General features: G+C 66.2%; 22 protein-coding genes and 1 pseudogene. 7 read left to right on the top strand and 16 right to left on the bottom strand.

The genetic code is table 11. The features are described 5' to 3' along the window. Positions 1-4 precede the first annotated feature (4 nt). Together ACX9NE_RS09855 and ACX9NE_RS09850 are read right to left on the bottom strand one after the other, a co-directional pair. Positions 5-1,039, bottom strand: a complete 1,035-nt coding sequence (locus ACX9NE_RS09855) for an aspartate-semialdehyde dehydrogenase (RefSeq protein ID WP_459361491.1) — start codon at positions 1,037-1,039, stop codon at positions 5-7. Further along, entirely contained in the window at positions 1,040-2,305 is a 1,266-nt protein-coding gene (locus tag ACX9NE_RS09850; RefSeq protein WP_459361490.1) for an aspartate kinase, read from the bottom strand. Positions 2,306-2,460: 155 nt separating this feature from the next. Here ACX9NE_RS09850 and ACX9NE_RS09845 point away from each other — a divergent pair, with 155 nt between their 5' ends. Together ACX9NE_RS09845 and leuA are read left to right on the top strand one after the other, a co-directional pair. Next, entirely contained in the window at positions 2,461-2,901 is a 441-nt protein-coding gene (locus ACX9NE_RS09845; RefSeq protein ID WP_459361489.1) for a TIGR02611 family protein, read from the top strand. Positions 2,902-3,073: 172 nt separating this feature from the next. Further along, positions 3,074-4,933, top strand: coding sequence for a 2-isopropylmalate synthase (gene leuA / locus ACX9NE_RS09840; protein WP_459361488.1), 1,860 nt, complete (start codon positions 3,074-3,076; stop codon positions 4,931-4,933). Here the strand turns inward: leuA and ACX9NE_RS09835 are convergent. The 5 genes from ACX9NE_RS09835 to ACX9NE_RS09815 form a co-directional block, all read right to left on the bottom strand. After that, positions 4,930-5,502 carry a TetR/AcrR family transcriptional regulator gene (locus ACX9NE_RS09835; protein WP_459361487.1) on the bottom strand — a complete coding sequence of 191 codons (573 nt, stop codon included), beginning with the start codon at positions 5,500-5,502 and terminating at the stop codon, positions 4,930-4,932. The genes leuA and ACX9NE_RS09835 overlap by 4 nt on opposite strands. 3 nt (positions 5,503-5,505) lie before the next feature. Further along, on the bottom strand, positions 5,506-5,976 hold the full coding sequence (locus tag ACX9NE_RS09830; RefSeq protein WP_459361486.1) for a hypothetical protein: 471 nt from the start codon (positions 5,974-5,976) through the stop codon (positions 5,506-5,508). 82 nt (positions 5,977-6,058) lie between these two features. Beyond that, a complete protein-coding gene (locus ACX9NE_RS09825) occupies positions 6,059-6,517 on the bottom strand; it encodes a hypothetical protein (protein WP_459361485.1) in 459 nt (152 codons plus the stop codon). Beyond that, on the bottom strand, positions 6,514-7,074 hold the full coding sequence (locus ACX9NE_RS09820; protein ID WP_459361484.1) for a hypothetical protein: 561 nt from the start codon (positions 7,072-7,074) through the stop codon (positions 6,514-6,516). The genes ACX9NE_RS09825 and ACX9NE_RS09820 overlap by 4 nt, the downstream gene beginning before the upstream one ends. A gap of 65 nt (positions 7,075-7,139) precedes the next feature. Then, a complete protein-coding gene (locus ACX9NE_RS09815) occupies positions 7,140-7,295 on the bottom strand; it encodes a DUF6131 family protein (RefSeq protein ID WP_459361483.1) in 156 nt (51 codons plus the stop codon). Positions 7,296-7,386: 91 nt separating this feature from the next. Here ACX9NE_RS09815 and ACX9NE_RS09810 point away from each other — a divergent pair, with 91 nt between their 5' ends. Next, positions 7,387-8,055, top strand: a complete 669-nt coding sequence (locus tag ACX9NE_RS09810) for a LuxR C-terminal-related transcriptional regulator (protein WP_459361482.1) — start codon at positions 7,387-7,389, stop codon at positions 8,053-8,055. A 9-nt stretch (positions 8,056-8,064) separates the two neighbouring features. On the opposite strand, the gene ACX9NE_RS09805 is transcribed toward ACX9NE_RS09810, so the two are convergent. After that, positions 8,065-9,057 carry a DEDDh family exonuclease gene (locus tag ACX9NE_RS09805; protein ID WP_459361481.1) on the bottom strand — a complete coding sequence of 331 codons (993 nt, stop codon included), beginning with the start codon at positions 9,055-9,057 and terminating at the stop codon, positions 8,065-8,067. A gap of 72 nt (positions 9,058-9,129) precedes the next feature. Between ACX9NE_RS09805 and ACX9NE_RS09800 the strand changes: the two genes are divergently transcribed. Continuing rightward, a complete protein-coding gene (locus ACX9NE_RS09800) occupies positions 9,130-10,359 on the top strand; it encodes a MurT ligase domain-containing protein (protein ID WP_459361480.1) in 1,230 nt (409 codons plus the stop codon). Further along, on the top strand, positions 10,352-11,056 hold the full coding sequence (locus ACX9NE_RS09795) for a type 1 glutamine amidotransferase (RefSeq protein ID WP_459361479.1): 705 nt from the start codon (positions 10,352-10,354) through the stop codon (positions 11,054-11,056). Before ACX9NE_RS09800 ends, ACX9NE_RS09795 begins: the two co-directional genes overlap by 8 nt. A 1-nt stretch (position 11,057) precedes the next feature. Here the strand turns inward: ACX9NE_RS09795 and ACX9NE_RS09790 are convergent, their stop codons facing one another. Beyond that, complete coding sequence (locus ACX9NE_RS09790) at positions 11,058-11,534, bottom strand: PE family protein (protein WP_459361478.1); 477 nt, start codon at positions 11,532-11,534, stop codon at positions 11,058-11,060. A gap of 132 nt (positions 11,535-11,666) precedes the next feature. On the opposite strand from ACX9NE_RS09790, the gene ACX9NE_RS09785 reads away from it, so the two are divergent. Continuing rightward, entirely contained in the window at positions 11,667-12,296 is a 630-nt protein-coding gene (locus tag ACX9NE_RS09785; RefSeq protein WP_459361477.1) for a C39 family peptidase, read from the top strand. A gap of 7 nt (positions 12,297-12,303) precedes the next feature. On the opposite strand, the gene recR is transcribed toward ACX9NE_RS09785, so the two are convergent. Beyond that, complete coding sequence (gene recR / locus ACX9NE_RS09780; protein ID WP_459361476.1) at positions 12,304-12,915, bottom strand: recombination mediator RecR; 612 nt, start codon at positions 12,913-12,915, stop codon at positions 12,304-12,306. Between the two features lie 8 nt (positions 12,916-12,923). Then, complete coding sequence (locus ACX9NE_RS09775) at positions 12,924-13,271, bottom strand: YbaB/EbfC family nucleoid-associated protein (protein WP_459361475.1); 348 nt, start codon at positions 13,269-13,271, stop codon at positions 12,924-12,926. Between the two features lie 98 nt (positions 13,272-13,369). Between ACX9NE_RS09775 and ACX9NE_RS09770 the strand changes: the two genes are divergently transcribed. Continuing rightward, positions 13,370-14,131: an Rv3717 family N-acetylmuramoyl-L-alanine amidase gene (locus ACX9NE_RS09770; RefSeq protein ID WP_459361474.1), complete on the top strand. Its 762-nt coding sequence runs from the start codon at positions 13,370-13,372 to the stop codon at positions 14,129-14,131. An 86-nt stretch (positions 14,132-14,217) separates the two neighbouring features. Here the strand turns inward: ACX9NE_RS09770 and ACX9NE_RS09765 are convergent, their stop codons facing one another. The 5 genes and pseudogenes from ACX9NE_RS09765 to ACX9NE_RS09745 all read right to left on the bottom strand — a co-directional run bounded on the left by ACX9NE_RS09765 (position 14,218) and on the right by ACX9NE_RS09745 (position 18,179). Beyond that, entirely contained in the window at positions 14,218-14,649 is a 432-nt protein-coding gene (locus tag ACX9NE_RS09765; RefSeq protein WP_459361612.1) for a PIN domain-containing protein, read from the bottom strand. Further along, complete coding sequence (gene vapB / locus ACX9NE_RS09760; RefSeq protein ID WP_459361473.1) at positions 14,646-14,867, bottom strand: type II toxin-antitoxin system VapB family antitoxin; 222 nt, start codon at positions 14,865-14,867, stop codon at positions 14,646-14,648. Before vapB ends, ACX9NE_RS09765 begins: the two co-directional genes overlap by 4 nt. 175 nt (positions 14,868-15,042) lie before the next feature. Further along, positions 15,043-15,171: pseudogene (locus ACX9NE_RS09755) on the bottom strand (SDR family NAD(P)-dependent oxidoreductase); the annotation flags it as partial. A gap of 718 nt (positions 15,172-15,889) precedes the next feature. After that, entirely contained in the window at positions 15,890-16,333 is a 444-nt protein-coding gene (locus ACX9NE_RS09750; RefSeq protein ID WP_459361472.1) for an SRPBCC family protein, read from the bottom strand. Between the two features lie 76 nt (positions 16,334-16,409). After that, entirely contained in the window at positions 16,410-18,179 is a 1,770-nt protein-coding gene (locus tag ACX9NE_RS09745) for a DNA polymerase III subunits gamma/tau (RefSeq protein WP_459361471.1), read from the bottom strand. Between the last annotated feature and the right edge of the window lie 132 nt (positions 18,180-18,311).

Raw genomic sequence — 18,311 nt, 5'->3', positions numbered from 1 at the left:
TCGACTACAGCTCGGCGGCCAGCAGCTCGGCGATCTGGATCGTGTTCAACGCCGCCCCCTTGCGCAGGTTGTCCCCGGATACGAACAGCGCCAGACCGCGCCCCTGCGGCACCCCCGGGTCCTGTCGGATGCGGCCGACCAGCGATTCGTCAATGCCCGCGGCTGCCAGTGCGGTCGGTACGTCGACCAGCTTCACCCCGGGCGCATCGGCCAGAAGCTCCCGAGCTCGCTCGGGTGAGAGCGGACGGGCGAACTCGGCGTTGATCGACAGCGAGTGCCCGGTGAACACCGGCACCCGCACACAGGTACCGCTGACCAGCAGGTCGGGAATAGCCAAGATCTTGCGGCTCTCCGAGCGCAGCTTCTGGTCCTCGTCCGTCTCGCCGGAGCCGTCGTCGACCAGGGAGCCGGCCAGGGGCACCACGTTGAACGCGATCGGGGCGACGTACTTGCGGGGCGGCGGGAAGTCCAGGGCGCCGCCGTCATGCACCAACTGCTCGACGTCGTCGATGACCGCGCGCGCCTGCGTCGCCAACTCTTCGACGCCGGCCAGACCGCTGCCGGAGACGGCCTGGTAGGAGGACGCGATGTAGCGGACCAGCTGCGCTTCGTCGTGCAGCACCTTGAGCACCGGCATCGCGGCCATGGTGGTGCAGTTCGGGTTGGCGATGATGCCTTTCGGGCGGTTATGCGCGTCGCGCTGAAAGTTGACTTCCGACACGACCAGCGGCACGTCGGGGTCCTTGCGCCAGGCCGACGAGTTGTCGATCACCGTGACGCCCGCGGCGGCGAACCGCGGCGCCTGCACCTTCGACATCGCCCCGCCGGCGGAGAATAGCGCGATGTCCAGCCCAGTAGGATCGGCCGTCTCGGCGTCCTCGACCTCGATCTCCTGCCCGCGGAACGGCAGCTTGCGGCCCTGCGATCGCGCGGAGGCGAAGAACCGCACTGACGTCGCGGGAAAATCGCGCTCGTCCAGCAGCGCCCGCATCACCTGGCCCACCTGACCGGTGGCGCCAACAACTCCGATGGCAACCATCTAGCGACCCGTCCCCGCGTACACCGTCGCCTCCTCCTCGCCGCCGAGTCCGAACGCCTCGTGCAACGCCACCACGGCCTTGTCCAGTTCGGTGTCGCGGCACAGTACCGAGATGCGGATCTCGGAGGTGGAGATCAGCTCGATGTTGACCCCGACCGCGGCCAGTGCCTCACAGAACGTCGCCGTCACGCCCGGGTGGCTGCGCATGCCGGCGCCGATCAGCGAGACCTTGCCGATGTGGTCGTCATAGAGCAGTTGCAGAAACCCGATCTCCTCTTTGAGCGAGTCCAGCTTGGCCACCGCGACCGGGCCACTGTCGCGCGAGCAGGTGAACGTGATGTCGGTCTTGCCGTCCTCGACCTTGGAAACGTTCTGCAACACCATGTCGATGTTCACGTCAGCGTCGGCAACGGCCCGGAACACCTTAGCGGCGTAACCGGGGATGTCGGGGATCCCGACGATGGTCACCTTGGCCTCGCTACGGTCGTGGGCGACGCCGGTCAGGATGGGGTCTTCCATGGGTATGTCCTTGATCGATCCGACGACGACGGTGCCAGTCTTGTCCGAATACGACGACCGGACGTGCACCGGTAGGTTGTAGCGACGGGCATATTCGACGCAGCGCAGCATCAGCACCTTGGCGCCGCAGGCAGCCATCTCGAGCATTTCCTCGAAAGTGACCGTGTCCAGCTTGCGGGCATTGGGCACGATGCGCGGGTCGGCACTGAAAATACCGTCCACGTCGGTGTAGATCTCGCACACGTCGGCGCCCAGCGCGGAGGCCAGCGCGACCGCGGTGGTGTCCGAGCCGCCGCGGCCCAGTGTGGTGACGTCGCGGGTGTCCTGGCTGACGCCCTGGAATCCGGCGACCAGGACGATGCGGCCCTCGTCGAGCGCGGCCTGCAGCCGGCCCGGCGTCACGTTGATGATCTTCGCGTTGCCGTGGGTGCCGGTGGTGATGACGCCGGCCTGGGAGCCGGTGAACGACCGGGCGTGGGCTCCCAACGATTCGATCGCCATGGCGACCAGCGCGTTGGAGATGCGCTCGCCGGCGGTCAGCAGCATGTCGAGTTCCCGCGGCGGCGGCACCGGGCAGACCTGCTGAGCCAGGTCCAACAGGTCGTCGGTGGTGTCACCCATCGCAGACACGACGACCACGACATCGTTGCCCTGTTTCTTGGTTTCCACGATCCGCTCGGCAACGCGACGAATCCGGTCGGCGTCGGACACCGAGGATCCGCCGTACTTCTGCACGACGAGCGCCACTGATCAGTTCCTGTCTTGGACGGGGCCTGGAATAAGTCCACAACAGAATACGTGGCGGCGCATCTTGGTTTATCTCCGATGCGGCAGCGCAACAGCCCATGTCGGGCCAGCGCAGTCCTTCCCCGGCGTCTCTTCCCGGTCGTTACGGTGAAGATGTGACCCACGAGGGCGACGACAGACGCCGCCGGATCGGACGCCGACTCGCTCGTGCGCGGGATCGAATCCGCGACTGGCCCGCGGTCGATCTCGCCTACCGCAGCATGGTTGGCTTGGTCGGTCTGCCGCTGCTGGCTGTGGGCGTCATCGCGATCCCCTATCCGGGTCCGGGGTGGGCGATCGTGTTCCTGGGTTTGGCCGTCCTGGCTACCGAGTTTCACGTCTTCCGGCGGCTGCTGAAACAGGTCCGCACTCGTTATGACGCCTCGATGGGGTGGTTTCGCCGACAGCACGGGGCGGTGCAAGCTGTCGGAACGGTCATCGCGGTGGCGGTGACGGTGGCGACATTGTGGCTGATGGGCATGTTCAGTTGGATGGGCGGGCTGGTGGGCTGCGAATGGGCGTGGTTGAGGAGCCCGTTGGGGTTCGGCGCCAGCTGAGCGCGTTTGGGCCCTCAGACCGATCACGGTAGAGTGCACACCGTGCAGCGGGTGCTCCTTCTCGGCCGCCGCGACGGGGTCTGATCCAGACCGGCTTCCCGTCGCGGGTGTTCGCGATGCGCCGGTCTGAGGTTCCCTCGCCCGTCCCGTTTCACTCCCTGGAGCACCAATCATGACTAACCCCGATTCACCCGACGCCTACGTCTCAGCGCGCACCATCAACAAACCGGCCGGCCCGCCACGGCCCGGACAGCCCGCGTGGAATCCCCAACGCGGCACCTCCATGCCGGTCAACCGGTACCGTCCGTTCGCCGATGAAGTCGAGCCCATCACGGTGCCCGACCGCACGTGGCCCGACCGGGTCATCGAGAACGCGCCGTTGTGGTGCGCAGTGGACCTGCGCGACGGCAACCAGGCGCTGATCGACCCGATGAGCCCGGCCCGCAAGCGCCGCATGTTCGACCTGCTGGTCCGGATGGGCTATAAGGAGATCGAGGTCGGATTCCCTTCGGCCAGCCAGACCGACTTCGACTTCGTCCGCGACATCATCACCGACGGCGCCATTCCCGACGACGTCACCATTCAGGTGCTGACCCAGTGCCGGCCCGAGTTGATCGAGCGCACGTTCCAGGCCTGCGAAGGCGCCGCGAACGCCATCGTGCACTTCTACAACTCCACGTCGATCCTGCAGCGACGCGTGGTTTTTCGTGCCGACCGGGCCGCCGTGCAAGCCATCGCGACCGACGGTGCCCGCAAGTGCGTCGAGGAGGCGGCGAAGTATCCGGACACCCGGTGGCGGTTCGAGTACTCGCCGGAGTCCTACACCGGAACCGAGCTGGAGTACGCCAAGCAGGTGTGCGACGCGGTCGGCGAGATCATCGCGCCGACCCCGGAAAACCCGATCATCTTCAACCTGCCGGCCACCGTGGAGATGGCCACGCCCAACGTCTACGCCGACTCGATTGAGTGGATGAGCCGCAACCTGGCGCGTCGCGACTCCGTCATTCTGAGCCTGCACCCGCACAACGACCGCGGAACCGCCGTCGCCGCAGCCGAATTGGGCTATCAGGCCGGCGCCGACCGGATCGAGGGCTGCCTGTTCGGCAATGGCGAACGCACCGGCAACGTCTGCCTGGTCACACTGGGGCTGAACCTGTTCTCCCGCGGCGTCGACCCGCAGATCGACTTTTCCAACATCGACGAGATTCGGCGCACGGTGGAGTACTGCAACCAGCTGCCGGTGCACGAGCGTCACCCCTACGGTGGTGATCTGGTGTACACCGCGTTCTCCGGCAGCCACCAGGACGCCATCAACAAGGGCCTGGACAGCATGAAGATCGCCGCTGATGAAGCCGCCGCCGACGTAGACGACATGCTCTGGCAGGTGCCGTATCTGCCGATCGACCCCAAGGATGTCGGGCGCACCTATGAGGCGGTGATCCGGGTCAACTCCCAGTCCGGCAAGGGCGGGGTGGCCTACATCATGAAGGCCGACCACGGGCTGGCCCTGCCGCGGCGGCTGCAGATCGAGTTCTCGCAGGTGATTCAGAAGATGGCCGACGGCGAGGGCGGCGAGGTGTCCCCCAAGGAGATGTGGGAGGCGTTCTCCGAGGAGTACCTGGCGCCGATCCTGCCGCTGGAGCGGATCAAGCAGCGGGTCGACGCGTCAGAGGAAGACACCGGCACCACCAGCATCACCGCCACCGTCAAGATCGACGGGAGGGAGACCGAGATCAGCGGTACGGGCAACGGCCCGTTGGCCGCCTTCGTCGACGCGCTGGGCACGGTCGGCTTCGATGTGGCGGTACTCGACTACTCCGAGCACGCGATGAGCGCCGGGGACGATGCGCAAGCCGCGGCGTACGTGGAGGCTTCGGTGTCGATCGCGAGCGCGGCGCTGCCGGGCGAAGCGGGTCGGCACCCATCGGGCCCGGTGTCAAGCCGGACGGTGTGGGGCGTGGGGATCGCGCCGTCGATCACCACCGCGTCGCTGCGGGCGGTGGTGTCGGCGGTCAACCGGGCTTCGCGCTAGCGGTCGAAGAACGCCTTCAGCAGCCGCTCGACGAGCCGGGCCCGCCCGGCGTCGTCCAGTTTGCTGGGAATGGTGAGTTCGCTGAAGGCGTAGCCGTTGAGCAGGCGGCTGAGCTCTTCCATCTCGTCAGGCGTCGGGGCCATGCCCGCGGCGTCGAAGATCAGTGTCGCCGACTTCACCGCCGCTTTCTGAAGCTCGTCGAGAAACGGTCGAAGCTCTGGGCGGCGAGTGCCTTCCATGAACAACTCGAACCGGGCCAGCGTGTTGCGCCGAAACTGCTCGTCGCCAGCGGCGAGCATCCGCGTCATCAGAGCCTGCAGGCCGTCGCGCGTCAGTGGACCGATCGCGGCTTGCAGCACGTTCACCCGTTCCCAGTGCAGATCGACGGTGCGTTGTGCGGTGGCTTCGAGAAGGGCCTGCCGGGTGCGGAAGTAGTTTGACGTGGTGCCGGACGGCAGTGCGGCCAGCTCGTCGACATGCCGATGTGTCAGACCCCCGACCCCCTCGTCGGCGAGGATGCCGATTGCGGTGTCGAGGATCTGGAGGCGACGTTCGGGGTTGGGGGGCATCAATCAGTTCTGGTCAGCGGCCTCGTAGCGCAATCGCCAGAACGTGGTCAGGAACACCGGATAGACCACGAGTAGCAGCAGGTAGCTGAACCACATCGGGAACCACGTGACGAGTGCCACATTCATGCTGATGCACGAAATGTATACGTGCAGTGGAACGCTGCCCACGATGTAGACCACCGACCCGGTGAATATCGCCCGCTCCCGCCTGGTCGCGAACCACGCGCGGCGCCACACCAGGATGCCGGTGATCGCCGCGTACGTCATCGGGACAAGAAGAATCCGATCGCTGGTCACGGTCAACAGGTGATGGAGAGCGAGGGCGTCGCCCAGCAGGACCCGATCCAAGTGCAGGATGACGCCCAGCGAGATGGTGATCATGGCCGCTTCGCGGAAGAAGTAGCCGTGTCGACGGTAGGAGTTCCACAGGGAGCGGTCCTCGTGGTGTTGTACTACATCTGTAGTGGTTGTCATGTGGCGACGGTACCACTACAGATGTAGTACTGCAAGGGGCGGGCCCGGCCCGTCGAGGTGGGGAGGCCGGGCCCGTGCTCGGTTAGACGGCGAGCAGTCGCTCGAAGAACTCGCGGTACTGCATCAGCGCCATGCGCAGATCTTCGGTGGACGCTTCCTCGCCGCGTGACCACTGTTCTTCCAGACGCGAACGCGCACGGGCGAATACAGTGGTGAGCTGGTCGACCAGATCGGAGACCAACACGTCGGCCTTCTGGACGCAGTCCTTGGGGTCATCGACGAAAGCCGCTTGCACGCCGGCCCAGCGGGCCCGCAGATCTGCGAGTTCAGCCTCAGCGAAAAGTGTTTCCTCCGTTGCTGATTGGCCAACGCCAGGTGATTGCTGCATCGACGGTGACGCCTCGCTTCGGGGTGCGGCTTCGCCACCCGCGGTCTGGCGCTGCGGCTGGGTGTGCTCTTCGGCCGGCGGGGTTGACTGCGCTGCAGGGTGTGATTGCTCGTATGAGCCGGTCAGGTCGCTTCGCTGGTCGTGCGTCGTCATTTCTTCGTCTCCTGTGATGTTGTCTCCAATAGCTTTTCGAACAGTGCCCGGTAGTGCACGAAGGCTTCCCGCTGTTGTTCGGTGCTGACCTCGCCGCGTTGCTGCGACAGATGAACCGCATGCGCGGCGCGGTAGTTGTCGACGACCTGTGGGTGGTCGACCGAGATGTCGGCCGCTCGCTGGTCGAAATCGTCTACCGGATAACCCCTTTCGCGCATCACCTCCGTCACCAACCGATCGGCGACGCCGACGGCAGTGGAGGGGTTGTCGACGAACGCCGTCTGAACCTGGTTCCAGCGGGTGGTGAAGTCGGACAGGGCAGCGGGCGTCAACGGAACGACGTCGAGCTTGTTTCGCTTGTGTTCCCGGGCGATGAGCTCCTTCTCCGCCGCTTTCTGGCCTCCGGCCTCGCTTACAAGACGCTGGTATTCGGGGCCGTAGTGCTGTCTCAGTCGTCGCGTTTTGCGGCGACTACTGGCGTAACTCGCCGCGACGATCGCCAACGCGATCACGATGACGACGGAGACCACGATCAAAATCGTTTCCCAAGTGGGCATTTCGCGCTCCTCTCGTACGTGTGTTGAATAGCCGTCTGTCCGTCGGCTTAACGTCGGTAACGAGATCAGTAATAGTGCCGACGTCCGCCGACGGCGCGTCCGGTGTTGCCGAGGACAGCGAGGATGGCGCCGACGACGACCAGGATGAGACCAATGGTCCACAGGATGGACATCTTGAGCAGGAGGCCTGCGATCAGCAGAACGATACCGAGAACAATCATGATTCGAGCCTTCCGTTGGGGCAGTGACCAATTCAGTCGACCACCCCTAAGGGGGGTACCAATACACCCTTAAGGGGGTAATCTCGCCGCCATGCCGCCAGCCTCCGGCGCGCCGATCACCGTTGCGCTCGTCGACGACTACGACGTCGTCGTCAAGGGTGTCGCCAACATGCTCGACCCGTACCGCGACCGCATCGTGATCGCCGAACTCGACTCTTCCCTGCCTGTCGAGGACGCGGTAGACATCGTCCTTTATGACTCATTCGCACAACCCGAGTCTGATCACGAAGAGATCGGGCATCTGGTCGCCAATCCCCGGTCGCGCCGAGTTGTGGTGTACACGTGGAACTTTCACCCAGATCTCATCGAGAGCGCGCGGCGCCACGGCGCCCATGGCTATCTCTCGAAGACCCTGCCCGCACGGGAATTGGTTGCCGCGCTGGAGGCCGTGCACGCCGGGGAGGTGGTCATCAGCGAAGTAGCCATGCGGGCCCGCAGCGCACCGGGGCTGGACTGGCCCGGGCGCGGCGAGGGGCTCAGCGACCGCGAGGCAGAGATACTGGCGTTGATCACCCAGGGCAAGAGCAACGCCGACGTCGCGCGGCTGACCTATCTGAGCCCGAACACCGTCAAGTCCTACATCCGCACGATCTATCGAAAGATCGGGGTGGAAAGCCGCACGCAGGCGGTGTTGTGGGGGGTCGAACATGGGTTCACTCCGGACCACCACCGCATAGAGCACTGGCGCGGCGGTCCATAGCCGCCGCCTTCAGAACAGCGCGAACTGCTCATCAACCATCGCGGTGTCGACGAACTCCTCCATGCTGCGCCCACCCACCACCGCGCGGATGCCGTCCATGAACTGCGCGTCCGAGACCACCGGTATACCCAGCTGCATGGCGTGGTAGCCCTTGCCCTGCTCGGGAGCGGCGTCGTTGCACACCACCAGCGACGTCTCGCGGTCGACGTAGTCGCTATAGGCCAACCCGGCATGGAGCATGCGCTCGACGAGTTCGTCATGCGTTCGCCGCACTTCGGCCGCCAGGGCCACCCGCATGCCCTGGACCAGCGGCCTGCCCCGGACAAAACGGCCCGGGTTGAGATACGGGCAGGGCATCCGCGCAGCCAGAGCCTTCAGGGGCCGCAGCTCGTCATGCGTCACGCGACCGTTGGGCCATCGGCGCCGGGTCACCGGGTGGACCGGCAGCCAGATGTCGAGGTCACGCGCCAACGTTAGGGCGGGAGCCAAGATTCCGGTCAGCACCATCGCGTCGTCGAAAGCATCGTGTGGCCGCTCCTGCGTGACTCCCCAGTGCGCGGCAAGTGTCTCCAGCCGCAGGTTGTCCACGCCGAGCTCCAGCCGTCGGGCCAGCTCGACCGTACACATGACCGAGTCGACGGGCAGCTCAGCCGCGGCCATCTCGGCTTCGGCGGCCAGGAACGAGTAGTCGAACGCGACGTTGTGCGCTACCAGAGTGCGGCCACGCAGCACCTCGACCACGTCAGCGACGATGTCGGCGAATTGCGGCTGGTCTTCCAGCATCGCGGCGGTGAGCCCGTGCACATGGGTAGGGCCGGGATCCACGCCCGGATTGAGCAGGCTGGCAACCGACTGCTCGACTCGACCGGCGGCGTCCAGGCCGAGCGCCGCAATACTGATGATTCGGGCCTGACCTGGGCGAAAGCCCGAGGTTTCGACATCGACGACCGCCCAACCCGCGTCCGGCTCCCGCGCCGGCCGACCCCAGGACATCCGCTTCATGGCTTGAGAATGGCACGTCCGACCGACATCGCCGGTTCGCTGACGCGTCGTGTCGGCGGTTAACCTGCACGGGTGATCACCACGCGCGCACGTCTGGCTCTTGCCGCCGGGGCAAGCGCGCGGTGGGCGTCGCGAGTCACCGGCCGCGGCGCCGGCGCCATGATCGGCGGACTGGTCGCCATGACGCTGGACCGCTCGATCCTGCGGCAGCTTGGTGTCGGCCGCCGCACCGTCATCGTCACCGGCACCAACGGCAAGTCGACGACCACCCGCATGACCGCCGCCGCATTGGGCACGCTCGGTGCGGTGGCCACCAACGCCGAAGGCGCCAATATGGACGCCGGCCTGGTGGCAGCGCTGGCCGCGGACCGGCGCGCGGGTCTGGCGGCCCTGGAAGTCGACGAGATGCACGTGCCGCATGTATCGGATGCCGTGCAACCGGCGGCGATCGTGCTGCTCAACCTCTCGCGCGACCAGCTGGACCGGGTCGGCGAGATCAACGTCATCGAGCGCACCCTGCGAGCGGGCCTGGCCCGGCATCCGAACGCGGTGGTGGTAGCCAACTGCGACGACGTGCTGATGACCTCGGCGGCCTACGACAGCCCGAACGTGGTGTGGGTGGCGGCGGGCGGCTCGTGGTCGAACGATTCGGTCAGTTGCCCGCGCAGCGGCGAGGTGATCGTCCGCGAGCAGGGACATTGGTATTCCACCGGCGCGGACTTCAAGCGGCCCAGTCCGCAGTGGTGGTTCGACGCCGAAGCCCTCTACGGACCCGACGGCGTGGCGATGCCGATGCGACTGGCCCTGCCGGGGACGGTGAACCGCGGCAACGCCGCCCAGGCAGTGGCCGCGGCTGTCGCGCTCGGCGCCGACCCGGCGAAGGCCGCGGCGGCCGTATGCATGGTCGACGAGGTCGCCGGTCGGTACCGAACCGTCCGGATCGGTCAGCACGATGCGCGAATCCTGTTGGCCAAGAACCCAGCCGGCTGGCAGGAAGCACTGTCGATGGTGGACAAGCACGCCGACGGCGTAGTGATCGCGGTCAACGGCCAGGTTCCCGATGGTGAGGACCTGTCGTGGCTGTGGGACGTGCGCTTCGAGCACTTCGAACAGACCCGGGTAGTGGCGGCCGGCGAACGCGGGACCGACCTCGCGGTGCGGCTCGGGTACGCCGGCGTCGAGCACACCCTGGTGCACGACACGGCGGCGGCCATCGAGTCCTGCCCGCCCGGGCGGGTCGAGGTGGTGGCCAACTACACCGCGTTCCTGCAGCTCAGCCGGCAGTTAGCACGGCATGGCTGAGACGGTGCGGATCGGTCTGGTGCTGCCGGACGTGATGGGCACCTATGGTGACGGCGGCAACGCGGTCGTGCTGCGGCAACGGTTGTTGTTGCGGGGCATTCCCGCCGAGATCGTCGAGATCACGCTGGCCGATCCGGTGCCGGACTCGCTGGATCTGTACACCCTCGGCGGCGCGGAAGACTACGCCCAGCGACTGGCCACCAGGCATCTGCTGCGACACCCGGGACTGCAGCGCGCGGCGGAGCGCGGTGCGCCGGTGCTGGCCATCTGCGCCGCGGTCCAGGTACTCGGTCACTGGTACGAGACGTCGTCGGGAGAGCGGGTGGACGGCGTCGGGATGCTCGACGCGACGACCTCGCCGCAAAACGGGCGAACCATCGGCGAGCTGGTGTCGAGGCCACTGCTGGCCGGGTTGACGCAGCCGTTGACCGGTTTCGAGAACCACCGCGGCGGCACCGTGCTGGGACCCGCGGCTGCCCCGCTGGCCGAAGTCACCAAGGGTGCGGGCAACCGGGCCGGGGATGGCTTCGACGGCGTAGTACAGGGCAGCGTAGTGGCAACGTACATGCACGGGCCGTGTCTGGCGCGCAACCCCGAGCTCGCCGACCATCTGCTGACCCAGGTGGTGGGCGAGTTGGCTCCGCTGGAGCTACCCGAGGTGGACCTGTTGCGGCGGGAGCGCCTTCGCGCGCGTTAGCTCAGAACTGGATCCAATCGCCCAGGCCCTCGAAGGCCGGGCTGTTGGCCAATGCGGCGTACAAGGGCGTCTCCGTGGCCACCGTGTGAGTGAGCACCGGTGTGATCTGGGTTTCCAGCCCCAATGCCGAACCGGCCGCAGGCCCCACGCTCGCGCCCCCGCTGCTCACTGCGGTCTCGGCCTGCAACACCGCCTGGCTGGCGGCGTCCACCGTCGAATAGGACTGCGCGCCGGATCTCATGAGCTGCACGAACTGGTCGTGGAAAGCGCCGGCCTGCGCGCTCAGCCGCTGATATGCCTGGCCGTGCCAGCCAAACAGCGCCGATATCACGGCTGACACGCCGTCGGCGCCCGGAGCGGGAACCGTCATCGTCGGCGCCGCTACGAAGGCATTCGCCGCGGACAGGTTTGATCCGATCTCCGCCAGGTCCGCCGACGCCGCCTCGAGCAATTCCGGTCTTGCGCTGACAAATGACATTGCCATCCCTTCTGCCCCGAGCGGATCCGAGCGCGGTGGCTCAGTAAAGCATTTCGCCCGTCGTGCCCGAAGCGTTATCAATAGACCGTGGCGGATCTAGAATCCTCGCGGGGGGTCGAGAATTGGACCCACATGAGCAGTGACTTCAGGGCAGCCGTCGCCAACGCGGCGGGGATCGTGGCCGTGGCTTGCTGGCTGGTCGGATCGCCCGGAGCAGCACACGCCGATCCGAACGCCGTTGGAATGCATGGCGACCCGGCGGCAGCCGCACCCTACTGGCGTTATCAGAAGCAGGACCGCGACTGCGGGGAGATGGCCGTGGCCGACGTCATCGGTCAAATCACCGGCAACCTGCCGTCCGAGGAAGAGATCGACGCTGCGGCCGAAAACATCCCCAGCACATCCCATGCCGGACCGATCTACACGCCGGGAAACAGGACCAGCAACCGCGACCTGCCGGTGTTGTTGGCGCACTACGGGATCCAGTCCGACGAGACCAAGAGCGACACGGCCGCGCTGGAGCGTGCCCTGGATCAGGGCCGCAAAGTGATCGCGGGGGTCAACAACCGGATTCTCTGGAACGAAGGTGGTGACCGTAGCCGGGAGAACCATTTCGTGGTTGTCACCGGCATCGACACCCGGAGCGATGTGGTGCATCTCAACGACAGCGGCATCAAGGCCGGCCGCGACGAGCAGGTTTCGCTCGCCACCTTCGAAGCGTCCTGGGCCACCAGTGGCGATTTCGCCGTCGTGACCGGATGATGCGGCGTCAGGCCATGGCGCGGCGGCCGGTCAGCGCCCGGCCCAGCGTCAGCTCGTCGGCGAACTCCAAGTCACCACCCATCGGTAAGCCGGAGGCTATGCGCGTCACCGTCAAACCGGGGATGTCACGCAGCATCCGTACCAGGTAAGTAGCGGTCGCCTCCCCCTCGGTGTTGGGGTCGGTCGCAATGATCACCTCGGTGATGTCGACATCGTCGACCCGCTCACCGATGCGGGTCAGCAACTCGCGGATCCGCAGTTGCTCCGGACCGATCCCCGACAAGGGATCCAGCGCACCGCCGAGAACGTGGTAGCGGCCACGGAATTCCCGGGTGCGTTCCACGGCCTGGATGTCCTTCGGCTCCTCGACCACACAGACCAGCGAACCGTCCCGGCGCGGATCGGCGCAGATCCGGCACCGCTCGTCGTCGGACACGTTGCCGCAGACCGCACAGAAGCGCACGCCGTCACGAACCTTGCCGAGCACGGCCGTCAGCCGATCGATGTCCGGCGGTTCCACCGACAGTAGGTGGAACGCGATGCGCTGCGCGCTCTTGGGTCCGATGCCCGGCAGTTTGCCGAGCTCGTCGATCAGATCCTGAACGGGTCCCTCGAACATCCTGCCGTTCAGACCCCCGGAACACCGGGCGGCGGCCCGGGTGGAGCGGGCGGCCGCATGCCACCGGCCAGTGCACCAAGGCGCTCCTGAGCCATCTGGGTGACCTGCTTGGATGCGTCGCCCATGGCGCCGACGATCAGGTCCTGCAAAGTCTCGATGTCGTCGGGGTTGACCACCTTGGGGTCGATCGTGACTCCGACGACCTCGCCGCTGCCCTTGACCACAACCTTGACCAGGCCGCCGCCGGCCTGACCGTGCACCTCGGAGTTGGCCAACTGCTGTTGGGCTTCCAGTAGTTTCTGCTGCATCTGCTGCGCCTGCGCCAGCAGCTGCGACATATCGCCTCCGGGTTGCATGACAGTCCCCTCGCATCTTGGTCTCGAGTTGGTTTCGCCTGCGCTTGTCGGGCGATTTGAAACCTTCAGCGTAGTCCGCGCCGCGTTACCTTGGCGCAGTGGACGTACGTGCAAGCCTGCGTGTCGGGATCGCGGTATTCATCGGCGTGCTCGTCGCCGCCGTCATGCCGCTGATGCCGCACGCGGCCGCGACCCCCGCCAACCTCGCCGGGATGGTCGTGTTCATCGACCCCGGCCACAACGGCGCGAACGACGCGTCGATCGGACGACAGGTGCCCACCGGTCGGGGCGGCACCAAAGACTGCCAGGCCAGCGGCACGACGACGAACAGCGGCTATCCGGAGCACACCTTCACCTGGGACACCGCGCTGCGACTGCGGGCGGCGTTGAACGCGCTGGGCGTACGCACGGCGATGTCGCGCGGCAATGACAACGCGCTGGGACCCTGCGTGGACGAACGCGCCAATATGGCCAACGCGCTGCACCCCAATGCCGTCGTCAGCCTGCACGGCGACGGCGGTCCGGCGTCCGGCCGGGGATTCCACGTCAACTACTCCGCCCCGCCGCTCAACGCTGCCCAGGCAGGGCCGTCGGTGCAGTTCGCTCGTGTCATGCGTGATCAGCTGCAGGCCTCGGGTATCCCGCCGGCGAACTACATCGGCCAGGGCGGTCTGTATGGACGGGCGGACCTCGCCGGCCTCAACCTGGCGCAGTACCCGTCGATTTTGGTCGAGTTGGGCAACATGAAGAATCCGGCCGACTCGGCGCTGATGGAATCCGCGGAGGGCAGACAGAAATACGCCGACGCGCTGGTGCGGGGCGTTGCCGGCTTTTTGGCGACTCAGGGGCAGGCGCGCTGAATGTGCTGACCCGAGAGGTTGACCGGCGAAGACGGTCTACCGCGGTCACCACAGAAGCGGTTGTCCGCTCTCCGTGATGCTGCGATCTATTCAGGACTGCCCGCGCTGGTGTAGGCCAGGCGGGTTGTGGGTTGGCCCGTGATCGAGGTTATGGTGTCGAAGTCTTTGTCAACATGCAGCACCGTCAATCCGGAAATCTCTGCGGTGGCCGCGATAATGAGATCGGGGATCGACGGGCCGCGGTGTTGACCCCTATCGGCGAGGAGCAGCTGAACTTCCAGCGCACGGTCCTCAATCTTCGGTGTCAAGTACTCGACCGGCATCGCCGCCAAAGGCGATTGACGGAACTCACTGCGCGCCGCATCACCGGATAGGGCTGAATACCCGATTTCCAGCCGCGTCACGTTGCTGATATGCACCAGTCCACGCTCGATGCGGGTGCTCCAAATGTCCAGATCTTGGCTGTGCGCTAGTCGGGCCAGCGCCGACTTGTCGATCAGCCACTTTTGGTCCGTCATCGCCATGCTTCACCCATCAAGTGATCGTCGGCCAGGCCCGCGACGGCGTGTCCAAACCGGGATAAGTCCTCGCGAGTCACCGCAACTCGTGGGGTTCGGGCGTCCTGGGCAAGGCGGCGCCGAATGTACTCAACGCGCGACAAGCCCAGCTCGGCGGCTCGCGCATCGAGTCCCGCAAGCACATCGTCTGGTACGTCGCGGATCAGCACATCACTCATCGCCGAAATGATATCAGATGATATCTTATTAGGCTCTCTCGCTCTCTGGATTCGACCTGTCAATGTGCGATGACCTCCCCGCCGCGCGCGCCAGGATGCGGTCAGCGCCTGAATAACCAGCGGCTCCAAGCCGGTAGTCGACGGGCGGTTACGCGGTCGAAGTAGGAAGGAGAGCGCGTGTCTGGTCACGGCCATGAACCGCGACCGTCACACCTTCAGCAGCTAACCCGCGAGCGATGCTCTCACCGATCCCGCTCGACGACCCCGTTACCAATGCGCGTTTGCCTCGAAGACGAAGATCCATCGGAACGTCCTTCATCGGTTACGGCAAATATTCGATGCCGCAGAATGGAATGGAGTCGCCGCTCGTCGTTGAGAAGCTGGGTTCGAGAGGACGGCGGCTTGAAGCAACCTTCACGCGTTGCGACTCGGTAAGTCCGAATCCTACATTTTGCGCCGTTTACGGACCAGGATTGGACGAGACAGCACCCGGGCGCTGCTGCTCGACGCGCCTGAGGAGACGCTCGACAACGACGCGATCCACTCCAAAGCTTGTCCGCTTGTCCCTGCGGATTCACTAGGCCCCCGGCAGCCGACAGACAATCGCAATTACACACAACGCACCTCACCGTCGGCGGAGAGGCAGATCATTGCCAGACAGAACTGCACAATCGAATGAGTCGAAGATCAGCCACGAAGATGAGAAAAAGTGTCGGGCCATTTTTCATAAGAGTTCGGCGGACCTAAAGGTAAAGGCGTCGCGATCCGCCACGGAGTTTGAGAACCTGCAATAAACGCGCCAATTCCGTACGTCTCTCCCGACCAGACATGCTAGGAGATAGCAACTGTCAGCTCACACCTCACTGGTCAACGGGTCAGGGTTAGACCCTCTGATCACCGACACCGTGCGGCTGTTCTAGTGGTGACGTAGACGGCGCCCCTGCCGAGGTCGACGGCCAACCGTCATCGACCACGTAACAGGCCCGTCGCAGTACGGCTCGCACTTCTCTCAGAGGTCTTCGTCATATCACGCTCTCCAGTTCGCTCTTGAGGTTGGTCAGCACCTGACCCTGGATCTTCTTCAACCCGAGCGGCGCGAACGTCTTTTCGAAGAAACCTTTGACGCCGCCGGCGCCGGTCCAGGTGGTCGTGATGGTGACGCTGGACCCGGGCCCGGCGGGGGCCACGGTCCAATTGATCACCATGGACGAATTCGCGTCCTTCTCGATGACGGTGTGACCCGCGACGTCCACGTTCACCTGCACGTTGCGCACCCGCGACTCGGTCGCCTGCAGCCGCCACTTGGCGACGGTGCCCTGTCCATGGCCGCCTTGTAGCACCTCGTACTCGCTGTACTGCGGCGAGAGGATCTTCGGCCGGACTGTCTGGTAGTCGGCAACCGCGTCGAGAACCTTCGCGGGCTCAGCCTCGATCAAGACGGTGCTGGATGCCTTCACCTGTCCCATCAGGTGCAACTCCTCTGCTGTGGTAGCCGTTTGTCGAGGACCACGATATAGGTGGGGCCGTTTTCCGATTGCGCCGTCAGCCCTCGATGCGACGTGCGCCCAACTCGTTCTGCAACAACTCGAGGGCCACCTCCTCCGGGTCGCGGCGCGGCTCCGACGGGTCGCTCCGTCCGGCTTCGGCGAGCATGCTCTCCTCGTCGTCACGCTGCGCCGGGTCCGGCGCAGGGGCAGGCTCCTCCTCTTTGACCGGCACTGCGCTGATGTCGGCCGCCGCCGGCGGTCCGGTCTCGCAGCGCACCCGCCAGTTCACCCCGAGGGCGTCCTTGAGCGCTTCGACGATGACGTCGGCGTTGCGTTGTTCGGACAGCCGTTTAGCCAGCGGCGCGGCCTCGTGCGTCAGCACCAGCGTGTTGTCTTCGACGGCCAGCACGGTGGCGCCCGACAGCATGACCGCCGTGGTGCGGCTGCGCTCGCGGACCTTGTCGCGCACCGTCGGCCACATGCTTCGTACCGCCGACGCGTTGAGTTCGCCGGGAGCGGCGGCATCTGGTGCCGGTGCGGGAGCCGGTGGCGCCGTGGGCGCCTGGGGGACCGGCGGCGTCGCAACCGGTTTGGGGCGCGTGGGCTCGCGCTGCGGCGCGGGCGTGGGAGCGGGCGGACTTGGTGGGCCGGCGTCGGTGGCCGGGATGGAGATGGCCAGCCGGGTTTCGATGCGTTCGACGCGTTGCAGTAGCGCCGACTCGGCGTCGGTGGCCGAGGGCAGCAGCAGACGCGCACACACCACCTCCAGCAGCAGACGAGGAGCCGTCGCCCCGCGCATCTCACCCAGCCCGGCCTGCACCACCTCGGCGTACCGGGTCAGGGTTGCCCGGCCGATGCGAGCGGCCTGCTCTCGCATCCGGTCCAGGATGTCCTCCGGCGCATCGACCACCCCGCGGGATACCGCGTCGGGAACCGCTTGCAGCACAATGAGGTCGCGGAAGCGCTCCAGCAGGTCGGTGGCGAAGCGCCGCGGGTCGTGGCCCGCATCGATCACCGACTCGACGGCTCCGAACAAGGCCGCGGAATCGCCGGCGCCCAGGGCGTCGACGGCGTCGTCGATGAGTGCGACGTCGGTGGCACCGAGCAGTCCCAGAGCCCGCTGGTAGTTCACCCGGCCACCGTCGGAGCCGGCCACCAGCTGATCCAGCACCGACAGGGTGTCCCGCGGAGAACCGCCACCGGCGCGAATAACCAACGGGTACACCGCCTCGTCGACGACTACGCCTTCCTGTTCGCAGATCCGGCAGATCAGCGACCGCATGGTGCGCGGCGGCAGCAGCCGGAAGGGATAGTGATGGGTGCGCGACCGGATGGTGGGCAGCACCTTCTCCGGCTCGGTGGTCGCGAAGATGAAGATGAGATGTTCAGGCGGCTCCTCGACGATCTTGAGCAGCGCGTTGAAGCCCGCGGTGGTCACCATGTGGGCTTCGTCGACGATGAATACCCGATACCGCGATTGGGCCGGAGCGTAGAACGCGCGATCGCGCAGTTCACGGGTGTCGTCGACGCCGCCGTGGCTGGCCGCGTCCAGTTCGACGACGTCGATGCTGCCCGGCGCGTTGGGCGCCAGCGCCTGGCACGAGTCGCAGACGCCGCACGGCGTGGGCGTCGGCCCCTGCTCACAGTTCAGCGACCGCGCCAGGATGCGGGCCGACGACGTCTTGCCGCAGCCCCGCGGCCCGGAGAACAGGTACGCGTGATTGATCCGCCCGGCCTGCAGCGCGACGGACAGCGGCTCGGTGACGTGCTCCTGCCCCACCACCTCGGCGAAGGTTGCCGGTCGATACTTGCGGTAGAGGGCCACGGTGAGCAGGCTACCGACGCCCGGTGACGATGCGCGCCCCGGAGGGCGCGCTCGCGAGTGCACTCCGGCGCTGAGTGTGCGCGCACTGCGACATCCGTCGGCGTGTCGCCGCAGTGGACGCACATGCGATGC

Source organism: Mycobacterium sp. ML4 (genome assembly GCF_054515735.1).
Note: the sequence above shows the minus strand (reverse complement) of the source record. Positions and strands in the feature narration are given on the sequence as shown.

Coding starts and splice junctions, on each gene's coding strand:
- ACX9NE_RS09805 (WP_459361481.1), bottom strand. CDS start 9,057: ATGAAGCGGATGTCCTGGGGTCGGCCGGCGCGGGAGCCGGACGCGGGT.
- vapB (WP_459361473.1), bottom strand. CDS start 14,867: ATGAGTGATGTGCTGATCCGCGACGTACCAGACGATGTGCTTGCGGGA.
- leuA (WP_459361488.1), top strand. CDS start 3,074: ATGACTAACCCCGATTCACCCGACGCCTACGTCTCAGCGCGCACCATC.
- ACX9NE_RS09810 (WP_459361482.1), top strand. CDS start 7,387: ATGCCGCCAGCCTCCGGCGCGCCGATCACCGTTGCGCTCGTCGACGAC.
- ACX9NE_RS09855 (WP_459361491.1), bottom strand. CDS start 1,039: ATGGTTGCCATCGGAGTTGTTGGCGCCACCGGTCAGGTGGGCCAGGTG.
- ACX9NE_RS09830 (WP_459361486.1), bottom strand. CDS start 5,976: ATGACAACCACTACAGATGTAGTACAACACCACGAGGACCGCTCCCTG.
- ACX9NE_RS09820 (WP_459361484.1), bottom strand. CDS start 7,074: ATGCCCACTTGGGAAACGATTTTGATCGTGGTCTCCGTCGTCATCGTG.
- ACX9NE_RS09825 (WP_459361485.1), bottom strand. CDS start 6,517: ATGACGACGCACGACCAGCGAAGCGACCTGACCGGCTCATACGAGCAA.
- recR (WP_459361476.1), bottom strand. CDS start 12,915: ATGTTCGAGGGACCCGTTCAGGATCTGATCGACGAGCTCGGCAAACTG.
- ACX9NE_RS09795 (WP_459361479.1), top strand. CDS start 10,352: ATGGCTGAGACGGTGCGGATCGGTCTGGTGCTGCCGGACGTGATGGGC.
- ACX9NE_RS09785 (WP_459361477.1), top strand. CDS start 11,667: ATGAGCAGTGACTTCAGGGCAGCCGTCGCCAACGCGGCGGGGATCGTG.
- ACX9NE_RS09790 (WP_459361478.1), bottom strand. CDS start 11,534: ATGTCATTTGTCAGCGCAAGACCGGAATTGCTCGAGGCGGCGTCGGCG.
- ACX9NE_RS09835 (WP_459361487.1), bottom strand. CDS start 5,502: ATGCCCCCCAACCCCGAACGTCGCCTCCAGATCCTCGACACCGCAATC.
- ACX9NE_RS09765 (WP_459361612.1), bottom strand. CDS start 14,649: ATGACGGACCAAAAGTGGCTGATCGACAAGTCGGCGCTGGCCCGACTA.
- ACX9NE_RS09775 (WP_459361475.1), bottom strand. CDS start 13,271: ATGCAACCCGGAGGCGATATGTCGCAGCTGCTGGCGCAGGCGCAGCAG.
- ACX9NE_RS09815 (WP_459361483.1), bottom strand. CDS start 7,295: ATGATTGTTCTCGGTATCGTTCTGCTGATCGCAGGCCTCCTGCTCAAG.
- ACX9NE_RS09750 (WP_459361472.1), bottom strand. CDS start 16,333: ATGGGACAGGTGAAGGCATCCAGCACCGTCTTGATCGAGGCTGAGCCC.